The organism is Neisseria wadsworthii 9715 (assembly GCF_000227765.1).
In the GTDB taxonomy this organism is placed as follows: domain Bacteria; phylum Pseudomonadota; class Gammaproteobacteria; order Burkholderiales; family Neisseriaceae; genus Neisseria; species Neisseria wadsworthii.
On the sequence record NZ_JH165159.1, the window covers coordinates 1,156,367 to 1,165,604 of the forward strand.

6 protein-coding genes are annotated in these 9,238 nt (G+C 46.3%); all 6 read left to right on the plus strand.

All coding sequences use genetic code 11. The annotated features are described in order from the left end of the window. Positions 1 to 150 precede the first annotated feature (150 nt). The 6 genes from serS (at position 151) to pepN (ending at position 9,139) form a co-directional block, all read left to right on the plus strand. A complete protein-coding gene (serS, locus tag HMPREF9370_RS05290; RefSeq protein ID WP_009116336.1) occupies positions 151 to 1,446 on the plus strand; it encodes a serine--tRNA ligase in 1,296 nt (431 codons plus the stop codon). Positions 1,447 to 1,853: 407 nt separating this feature from the next. Further along, a complete protein-coding gene (locus tag HMPREF9370_RS05295) occupies positions 1,854 to 2,813 on the plus strand; it encodes a beta-ketoacyl-ACP synthase III (protein WP_009116338.1) in 960 nt (319 codons plus the stop codon). A 318-nt stretch (positions 2,814 to 3,131) separates the two neighbouring features. Further along, positions 3,132 to 4,313 (plus strand): DUF1294 domain-containing protein, encoded by a 1,182-nt coding sequence (locus tag HMPREF9370_RS11615; protein ID WP_169311361.1) that lies wholly within the window; start codon positions 3,132 to 3,134, stop codon positions 4,311 to 4,313. A 10-nt stretch (positions 4,314 to 4,323) separates the two neighbouring features. Continuing rightward, the gene (gene fabD, locus HMPREF9370_RS05305; protein ID WP_009116341.1) at positions 4,324 to 5,250 is read left to right on the plus strand and encodes an ACP S-malonyltransferase; all 927 of its coding nucleotides are present in this window, start codon (positions 4,324 to 4,326) and stop codon (positions 5,248 to 5,250) included. A gap of 122 nt (positions 5,251 to 5,372) precedes the next feature. Next, positions 5,373 to 6,119: a 3-oxoacyl-ACP reductase FabG gene (gene fabG, locus HMPREF9370_RS05310; protein WP_009116342.1), complete on the plus strand. Its 747-nt coding sequence runs from the start codon at positions 5,373 to 5,375 to the stop codon at positions 6,117 to 6,119. Between the two features lie 398 nt (positions 6,120 to 6,517). Then, positions 6,518 to 9,139 carry an aminopeptidase N gene (gene pepN / locus HMPREF9370_RS05315; RefSeq protein WP_009116343.1) on the plus strand — a complete coding sequence of 874 codons (2,622 nt, stop codon included), beginning with the start codon at positions 6,518 to 6,520 and terminating at the stop codon, positions 9,137 to 9,139. Positions 9,140 to 9,238: the final 99 nt, after the last annotated feature.

The window sequence follows — 9,238 nt, forward strand, 5'->3', positions numbered from 1 at the left end:
TTAAATAGTGCCTAAATTTTATAATGCCTGTCTGAAAATGTTTCAGACAGGCATTTTTAGCATCACCTCTTAAAGCGGGTATAGTGTTGAAGTTTACTGCCTATGGTTTAAAATACGCATTTATTTCAATCCCATTTTGAAGGATTCCTCATGCTAGACATTCAACAGCTCCGTAATAACACAGCAGCCGTTGCCGGGCGCTTGGCCGCGCGCGGTTATGAATTCGACACAGCACGCTTTGAAGCGCTTGAAAACAAACGCAAACAATTGCAAGTGAAAACCGAAGAATTACAGGCTGCACGCAATAGCGAGTCCAAAAAAATCGGCGCATTGAAAGGTCAGGGCAAACACGAAGAAGCTGAGCAGGCAATGGCGGAAGTGGCGCAGATTAAAGCAGACTTGGAACAAACTGCTGTGGATTATGAAGCTGTGCAAGCTGAGTTGGATGCTTGGTTGGCAACGATTCCCAATTTACCGCACGAAAGCGTGCCATTGGGTGAAGATGAAATGCAGAATATTGAAGTGCGTAAAGTCGGTTCACCGCGTGAGTTTGATTTTGAAGTGAAAGACCATGTAGATTTAGGCGCACCATTGGGCTTGGATTTTGAAACCGGCGCCAAGCTTTCCGGCGCGCGTTTTACTGTGATGAAAAATCAGGTTGCCCGCCTGCACCGCGCGCTGGCGCAGTTTATGCTGGATACCCACACGCAGCAGCACGGTTATATTGAATGTTACACGCCTTATATCGTGAATGACACTACGCTGTTCGGTACCGGCCAGCTTCCGAAATTCGGAGAAGATTTATTTCATGTAACCCGGGGAGGCGATGAAAGCAAAACCACGCAATATTTGATCCCTACTGCAGAAGTTACCCTTACCAATACCGTGGCAGACAGCATTTTGGCTGAAAACGAATTGCCGGTGAAATTGACCGCACATTCCCCTTGTTTCCGCAGCGAAGCGGGCGCTTACGGTAAGGATGTGCGCGGCTTAATCCGCCAGCATCAGTTTGATAAAGTGGAAATGGTGCAAATTGTTCATCCAGAGCAATCTTATGATGCTTTGGAAGAAATGGTCGGCCACGCAGAAAAGATCCTTCAATTACTGGAGCTGCCTTACCGGGTGATTGTGCTTTGTACCGGCGATATGGGTTTTGGTGCGGCTAAAACTTATGATTTGGAAGTATGGGTGCCGGCACAAAATACCTACCGCGAAATTTCCAGCTGTTCCAATTGCGAAGACTTTCAAGCCCGCCGCATGAAAGCACGCTTTAAAGATGAAAACGGCAAAAACCGTTTGCTGCATACTCTTAATGGTTCCGGTCTTGCTGTGGGCCGCACATTGGTCGCTGTATTGGAAAACCATCAGAATGCCGATGGTTCAATCAACATTCCCGCAGCATTGCAGCCTTATTTGGGCGGAGTGGGTAAGTTGGAAGTGAAATAAACTTTGATGCCAAAAAGCCGGGCCGTTTGAGCCGGCTTTTTTGTTGGTAAAAGGTGTTGTATTTTTTGGTTATCTTTTCAGACAGGCATTCAGAATCACAAACTATGCCTGTCTTAAAAAGTTGGAAGCTGTTGACGTGGTGTTAATATAGAAACACAGTAATATTTTTGTTTATATTCTGCTCCGTGCTGATACATTTGGGCGGGATTTGACCATAATTCCAATATCTGCAGGAATGATGAATTGGTATGGAAACAGCCGTTTATGTTGAACATTATGTTCAAGACTGATTTCTTAATTCATCTACAAAAGAATGGATATTTGGTAAATCACTTAATTTTGATTGAGTGAAATTTCCATATTTAATACAATAGAAAAATTGTTTAAAAACTATAAAAGGCCACGCCATGCAATATGCGAAAATTCTCGGTTCGGGATCTTATCTGCCCGCCAAGCGTGTCAGTAATGATGATTTGGCGAAGTTTATTGACACCTCGGACGAATGGATTACCAGCCGCACCGGTATTAAAAACCGGCATATTGCCGCGGATAATGAAAAAACCAGCGATTTGGCTGTTTTTGCAGCGAAAGCCGCATTGGCTGATGCAGGGTTGAGTGCATCTGACATTGATTTGATTATTGTAGCAACGGCTACACCCGATATGCAGTTTCCGTCTACTGCTACGATTGTCCAGCAAAAGCTTGGTATTGGCGGTTGCCCAGCTTTTGATGTTCAGGCGGTGTGCGCGGGCTTTATGTATGCGCTGACGACGGCAAATGCCTATATTAAAAGCGGCATGGCACAAAAGGTGTTGGTCATCGGTGCTGAGATTTTCAGCCGCATTTTGGATTGGAATGACCGTTCAACCTGTGTTTTGTTCGGAGACGGCGCCGGAGCGGTAGTCCTGGGCGTTTCGGATGAAGCCGGTATTATTCACAGCAGATTACAAGCCGACGGAAATTATCTGGATTTATTGAAAACACCGGGATGGATTGCCAACGGGCAGATTTGCGGTACGCCGTTCCTGACTATGGATGGGCCGGGTGTTTATAAATTCGCCGTAAAAAACCTTTCACAGGTTGCCGAGGATGTTTTAGAGGAAGCAGGCATGACTGCCGACCAAGTGGATTGGGTTGTACCGCATCAGGCCAATAAACGCATTATTGAAAGTACAGCCAAACATTTGGGTTTGAGTATGGACAAGGTGATTTTAACGGTTCAGGATCATGGTAATACTTCCGCTGCTTCTGTTCCATTGGCTTTGGATGCGGGTATTAAATCGGGAAAAATCAAACGAGGGCAAGTCTTGCTGTTAGAAGGTATCGGCGGCGGATTTGCTTGGGGTGCGGTTTTGGTTAGGTATTAAAGTTTGCTCAGATTGATAATAGGTTGAGATTTAACTTTTATGTTGTTTTCTTTCGGTAATTTGAGGGAAACGGGTTGAAGTCAAAATATATAATACTGATTCTTTAAATAAGAAGTTATAATAAATATTAAATACTATGCCTGTCTGAAAAGTGACGGCAGACAAAGTTTACGGGTTAGCTTACGGATGAATCAAACATTAGAAAATACTCAAGAACATTACGGTACGATTGCTCATTGGTTCAACCATCAAAAAATCGGTTCTATCAAACCGGACAGCCAAAGCATCAGTGAAAATATCTTACTGATTGCTGAAAAGTTGCCGGAATTTTATATTTCACCCAAAGTAGGGGATGAAGTTTGCTACCGGGTGCAAAAAGACGATAAAAACCGGTTGTATGCAACTTCAATCGAACCGCTTCCACCGCCCAAAGAAGGCGGTTTGATAAGGATTACGGTTAAGTCATGGGATCTCAGGCACAACGGTGGCTACGGCATCTATGGCCTACGCAAGCAGGTGCCTGTTTTCGTTTTAGGCCAATGTTTGACAGATAGAACCCGTGTTCCCGAAATAGGAGATGTATTACAGGGTTATCTGACCAAGCATGAAAACCAGCATTGGATGCTTACCGAAATCAACATCATTGATAAGGTAGACATGCCGGATGAAAAAAATTTAGAAGAAGAGCGCTTGGCCGCAGAGCTCAAATATGCCGGTTCCAGTTATGCGGGAAGAGTTTACGCCGCGCGAAAAAAACAGGCTCCGCCGAGTTTTACTCCTCCGGTAGTGCCTGCCGATAAAAGTAAGCAGAAAATTAAAGAAAATATGGTATTTCCCGCTTTTATGTCGTTGAGAGGCCGTATTGTTAAATGGGACGATGAGAAGGGTTTCGGGTTTATACAGAGCGGTGCAGCAGAAGACAAGCAGGTTTTTTTTCATATTAAAGCGTTTCACTACACCAAGCTGAGGCCGAAAGAAGGCCAGTCGGTTAGTTTTTATTGCAATAAGCCGATATCGGAAGCCAGGCAGCAAGTCGTTAGGGTGGTATTAAGTGAGCATGAGGAATGGCTTTATTGCGATGTGCCCAATGAAATGGGAGAGGTAGGTGATAAAGTGAAACGGCTGTTGTTTTCAGTACCGATTGTTGGTGCCTATTTTTATTGGGTTTACACCCTTTCTTCCATCACAGCCCTTTTCTATGCGTTGATCAGTTTGATTGCGATGACTTGTTATCATACAGATAAATGTACGGCGTTAGAGAATGCAAAATTATCAAAGTCAGAGCAGAAAAGAAGAATACCGGAAAATATCTTGCATTTTATCGGATTGATCGGCGGCTGGCCCGGAGGTTTGTTGGCCAGAATGATATGCAACCATAAAACCTCAAAACAAAGTTTTATTACCATGTTTTGGCTGGTAGTATTGGCAAATATAGCGATAACTTACACATTGCTGATTGTTTTTGCCAAAGATCCGATGCTCGCATTTTTAAGAAACTAAAAGGAATGATATGTCTTTTGCATTTTTCTTCCCCGGTCAAGGCTCGCAAAGCCTGAATATGATGAACGGCTTCGAAGGTCAGGCTGTGGTAAAAGCGACTTTTGACGAAGCTTCCAATGTATTAGGCCAAGATTTGTGGGCAATGATAAATGGTGAAGATGCCGAGATTATCGGTCAAACCGTGAATACACAGCCTTTAATGTTGGCCGCCGGTGTGGCAACTTATCGTGCCTATCTGGAAGCAGGCGGTAAAGAGCCTGCCGTAGTGGCGGGGCACAGTTTGGGCGAATACACAGCTCTCGTTGTTGCGGGTTCTTTAGATTTCCCCGATGCCGTAAAACTTGTGCGTTTACGTGCGGAGCTGATGCAGAACGCCGTGCCTCAAGGCGTGGGTGCAATGGCCGCGGTTTTGGGGCTGGAAGATGAACAAGTTAAAGCTATTTGTGCAGAAGCCGCGAAAGGCGAAGTTGTGGAAGCGGTAAACTTCAATTCTCCGGGTCAGGTTGTGATTGCCGGTAATGCGGCAGCAGTAGAGCGGGCGATGGAGCTGGCGAAAGAGGCCGGAGCGAAACGTGTGTTGCCTTTGCCTGTGTCCGTGCCTTCGCATTGCAGCTTGATGAAACCTGCTGCTGAGAAATTAGCCGAGGCTTTGAAAGAAGTTCAAATCCGAGAGCCGAAAATCCGTGTGATTCACAATGCTGACGTTGCTTCGTACAGTGATGGCGAAAAAATCAAAGATGCTCTTGTGCGCCAGCTTTATAGCACTGTGCGCTGGACTGAAACAGTGAATGCTTTGGTAGAAGAAGGTGTTGCGGAATCTGCCGAATGCGGCCCGGGAAAAGTGCTGGCAGGATTGGCAAAACGCATTAACAAAGCGGCTGTCTGCTCGGCGCTGACGAATGCCGAACAAGTGGTAGCGTTTATCGAAGCACACTAATTCAAACAGAGATTATATTTTTCAGACAGGCATAATAAACACTATGCCTGTCTGAAAACATTGAATATTCCAAATACCAAAGATTTTGAATTTTTCCAACTGAAATAAATAGGAAACCAATTATGACAACTCAAGATTTATCCGGCCGTATTGCTCTGGTAACCGGCGCGTCGCGTGGTATTGGTGCAGCGATTGCCGATACTTTGGCACAAGCGGGTGCTACGGTTATCGGTACGGCTACGAGTGAGAGTGGAGCCAAGGCTATCGGAGAGCGTTTGGCGCAGTGGGGCGGGCACGGCCGCGCATTGAATGCGGCGGAAGAAGGCAGTATCGAAAACCTGATTGCCGAGATTGAAAAAGAATTCGGCAAATTGGATATTCTTGTGAACAATGCCGGCATTACCCGAGATAACTTATTGATGCGTATGAAAGAAGAAGAGTGGGATGAGATTATGCAGGTGAATCTGAAATCTGTGTTCCGTGCTTCCAAAGCTGTGTTGCGCGGCATGATGAAGCAGCGCAGCGGCCGTGTAATCAATATCACTTCTGTAGTGGGCGCAATGGGTAATGCAGGTCAGGCCAACTATGCGGCGGCTAAAGCCGGCTTAATCGGCTTTTCTAAATCTATGGCGCGCGAAGTGGGTAGCCGTGGCATTACCGTAAACTGCGTGGCTCCGGGCTTTATTGATACCGACATGACCCGTGCCTTGCCGGAAGAGACCCGTAAGATGTTTGAAGCGCAAACTTCGTTGGGCAAATTCGGTGAAGCGCAGGATATTGCCAACGCGGTGCTGTTTTTGGCCGGCGACCAAGCTAAATACATTACCGGCCAAACCATTCATGTAAACGGCGGTATGTTGATGCCTTAATTCAAATGCCTGTCTGAAAAAGTTTTCAGACAGGCATTTCATAGTTAACCAACACAAGGCAGCAAGCCGGAAATGCTGATTGTGTTGCCGCTTCAATAGATTAAAAGATTACTCTTTTGACATTAAGTTGCCGAAATGCCGTAGCAAAAGCTCGTGGCACGTAGATATAGTGAACCGACTTAAAAAATAGTACGCTCGTCATACTCGGGCTTGACCCGAGTATCTTTTAAAGTTACTGGAACTCAAGATACTCGGGTCAAGCCCGAGTATGACGGTATTGTTATTAAACTTAGAGTGAATTGACTTATAGAGGAAACAATTAAGAATGCCTGTCTGAAAACTTTTTCAGACAGGCATTCTGTATAATGAACCCGATTTGAAATTTATAAGGAATAACCATGCAGCAAAATACCGTTCATTATTTGAAAGATTACCAAGCGCCTGATTATCAAATCCGCCAAACCGATTTAACTTTCGATATTTTTGATGAAGAAACCCGGGTAAGCTCGCGTTTGAATGTTGAGCCGGTGCATACAGGCAAGCCTTTGGTGTTGGACGGTTCCACCGAATTGGTTTCCGTGAAGCTTAACGGGCAGGCAGTTGAGCAATATGGCTTGGCGGACGAGCGTTTGATATTGGAAAACGTGCCAGCCGAGCCGTTTATATTGGAAGTTGAAACCAAAGTATTTCCCGATAAAAATAAATCGCTTATGGGCCTATATGCCTCGGGCGGCAATCTTTATACACAGTGCGAACCGGAAGGTTTCCGCAAAATCACGTTTTACCCCGACCGGCCTGATGTGATGAGCAAATTCACCACCACCATTATTGCTGACCAAACGCGTTTTCCTGTGATGCTTTCCAACGGCAACAAAATTGACGGCGGTAAGCTGGAACACAACCGCCATTGGGTGAAATGGGAAGATCCGTTTAATAAGCCGAGCTACCTTTTTGCGTTGGTAGCGGGGGATTTGGCATTAACCAAAGACACGTTCACTACCATGAGCGGGCGAGAAGTGGCGATTGAATTTTATACCCGTGCAGAAGATGCCGATAAGGTGGGTTTTGCGGTGGAATCGTTGAAACATGCGATGAGGTGGGATGAAACCCGCTTCGGCTTGGAATACGATTTGGATATTTACATGATTGTGGCCGTAGGCGATTTTAATATGGGCGCAATGGAAAACAAAGGTTTGAATATTTTCAATACCAAATTCGTGTTGGCCGACAGCCGCACTGCAACCGATGCGGATTTCGACGGAGTGGAGAGCGTGATTGCACACGAATATTTCCATAACTGGACGGGCAACCGCGTTACCTGCCGCGATTGGTTTCAACTTTCCTTGAAAGAAGGGCTGACCGTGTTCCGTGATCAGGAGTTTTCTGCCGACCGTGCGGGGCGTGCTGTGCGCCGGATTGAAAACGTGAGCCTGTTGCGCCAGCATCAATTTCCCGAAGACGCAGGGCCGATGGCGCATCCGATACGTCCGGCTTCTTATGTAGAAATGAATAATTTCTACACCATGACTGTGTATGAAAAAGGTGCGGAAGTGGTGCGCATGTATCACACTTTACTGGGCGAAGCCGGCTTTCAGACAGGCATGAAGCTTTATTTCGAGCGGCACGATGGGCAAGCGGTAACATGCGATGATTTCCGCGCCGCGATGGCAGACGCAAACGGCATTGATCTTGAACGGTTTGAACTTTGGTACAGTCAGGCAGGCACACCGGTTTTGGACGTGGATGCCTGTCTGAAAAATGATGTGTTGAGCCTTAAAGTGAAACAAACCGTGCCGCCCACCCCCGATATGGCGGAAAAGCAGCCGATGCTGATGCCTGTGAAAGTGGGTTTGCTCAACCGGCAAGGCAGAGCGGTGCCGTTTGAATACAACGGTAAAAAAATGGAAGAAGCCGTTTTGGTGTTGGAGCAGGCAGAGCAGGTTTTTGAACTGAAAGGTGTGAAAGAGCCGGTTATGCCTTCCCTGCTGCGCGGTTTTTCTGCACCGGTGCATCTGAATTATTCCTACAGCGATAACGACTTAAGTTTGCTTCTCGCGCACGACACCGATTCGTTTGCGCGTTGGGAAGCGGGGCAAACGCTCTACCGCCGCGCGATTGCAGAAAATGAAGCGGCTTTGGCGGCAGGAAAACCTTTACCGCAGCACGATGCTTTGATAGATGCGGTGAAAACGGTTTTACAATCGGATGTTGATCCGGCATTTAAAGCCGTGTTGTTGCAGATTCCGGCAGAAGCCGAGTTGTGGGCAGACGGTGAAAATATCGAACCTTTGCGTGTACACCAAGCGAGGGAGGCGCTGTTGGACAAAATTGCCCAGTCGTGTGAAGCAGAATGGTTGGCGCAAAACGAACTGGCTAAAAATCAGGAAGAAAACAGCGGATTGGCGCAACCTTATGAATATGAGCCGCAGCAAGCCGCTTGGCGGACGCTGCGCAATGCATGTCGTGCGTTTTTGCTGCGGGCAAATCCGCAACGCATCGGGGAAGTAGCCACCAAGTATGATGAAATGGCAAAAAACATGACGCATGAGTGGGGCGTTTTAAGCGCGATCAATCATGTGGAAGACGAAAAACGCAATGTTTTGTTGGAACAGTTTGCTGAAAAATTCAGCGAAGAAGCGCTGGTAATGGATAAATATTTTATGCTCACCGCTTTGAGCCGCCGCAGCGACACTTTGGTCAAAGTCAAAGCTGCTTTGCAACATCCGAAATTCAGCTTGGAGAATCCGAATAAAGCCCGTTCGCTGCTGGGTGCGTTTAGCCGAAACGTGCCGCATTTCCATGCGGAAAATGGCAGCGGCTATGAATTTTTAGCAGAAAAAGTGATGCAGATTGATACGTTTAACCCGCAAGTGGCGGCGAGATTGGTGCAGGCATTCAATATTTGCAAACGTTTGGAGCCAAAGCGCCGCGCATTGATGGAACAGCAGTTGCAAAATATTGCGGGAAAAGAAGGTTTGTCGAAAGATGTGGCCGAGATTGTGGGCAAGATTTTGTCTTAAAAAGTGGTATTGCTGCGAAACATAATCATTATAAGGCTCTATTTGGTTTTGCGATTTGTAGTAATGATTGGATTTCATGGCGATACATAAACAATGCCT